Origin of the sequence: Rhizobium sp. FKY42 (assembly GCF_005222835.1) — a bacterium.
GTDB lineage: Bacteria > Pseudomonadota > Alphaproteobacteria > Rhizobiales > Rhizobiaceae > Neorhizobium.
The window spans coordinates 1-1,054 of sequence record NZ_STGA01000063.1 but is presented as its reverse complement, the minus strand read 5'-3'; the positions used below and the strand labels follow the sequence as shown (position 1 = coordinate 1,054).

The window sequence follows — 1,054 nt, the reverse complement described above, 5'->3', positions numbered from 1 at the left end:
GACAATACGTCAACCAGAAGGTCGAGGATCTCAAGAGCTGGATCAATGGCGATCAGGCCGCTGATAATGCCAGGACCGATACAGATACTTGTAAGAGCTGCCCTTGTTCTCGTATAATTGTAATTTCCCGAAGCGCGTCACCTCACGCTGCTCAGCACATTGTCGATGCTCAGGCAGCCGGCCACCCCAACATACTCACGTTAGATAGGCCCGGGACAGACGCTAGAAGAGCAACATCACTTCGCGGTATTCCGACCATGCCAGGAATGGACAGAGATGAGTACCCACCTGCAACTTTCGCTGAGGGTGGCGCTGGTGCGAGTGTAAGACATATACCAAGAAGTGATAATAGAAGTGCAGGTGGTCAGCTGGGCGCCCAATTGAACGGCGTGCCAGAAGGTTGCAAAATAACGATAAAGGTAGGTCCCTAAATGATAGCTGAATTTCCAATCACAATTCTTTATACTCAGATTGTGGTTCATCTTCCTAATATTCCTCGCCCTGGCTTGCTATGGGATGATGATCATGTAGCCCAAGGGTTTGCTTGGTCAGAGGGAATAGTCAGCTTTGGTGTCCCTGACCACGACGGGCAGTGTCTAATAAAAGTTGATGTTCTGGACACCATAGACATATCTGACTCGGCGTATTGGGTAGTCCAAACTCCTTTTGAGGTTGCTTCTTCACCCATTAAAATAGGTACGATAGGCAACATGAAGGATATAGATGTTCCCGCAGGCAGTTTTAATTTGGTGTTTGAAGCGCTTCCAGGTGAAGCTGAAGGTGATTACACATTTAGTTTGAATCTCAAATTTATTCGAACCGATAAACCTGAGTTTAAAATTTTGAAGGCGGGTGATGAGTTAAGTACAAACAAGATCTTGAGACGTGATGCGCAGCGGGGATAAAGATTTCTAATGTCCTCCAACCCCGTCACCCTCAAAGGCCATATGCATGTCTGCCCGATGGTTGATCCGGGTCCGAAGCCGCATGTGGGCGGTCCGGTGGTCTCGACGCAGCAGAGTTTTGTGACCGTTGAAGGCGTGCCGATTGCAAC

The 1,054-nt window shown here is 48.5% G+C and carries 1 protein-coding gene; it reads left to right on the top strand.

Annotated features, from left to right (window positions below):
- Window positions 1-431: 431 nt before the first annotated feature.
- Window positions 432-905 (top strand): competence protein ComJ, encoded by a 474-nt coding sequence (gene comJ, locus E8M78_RS20830; RefSeq protein WP_137136880.1) that lies wholly within the window; start codon window positions 432-434, stop codon window positions 903-905.
- The last annotated feature ends 149 nt before the right edge of the window (window positions 906-1,054 follow it).

Excerpts from the sequence above, each read along its gene's own strand:
- comJ (WP_137136880.1), top strand. The coding sequence starts at position 432 with ATGATAGCTGAATTTCCAATCACAATTCTTTATACTCAGATTGTGGTT.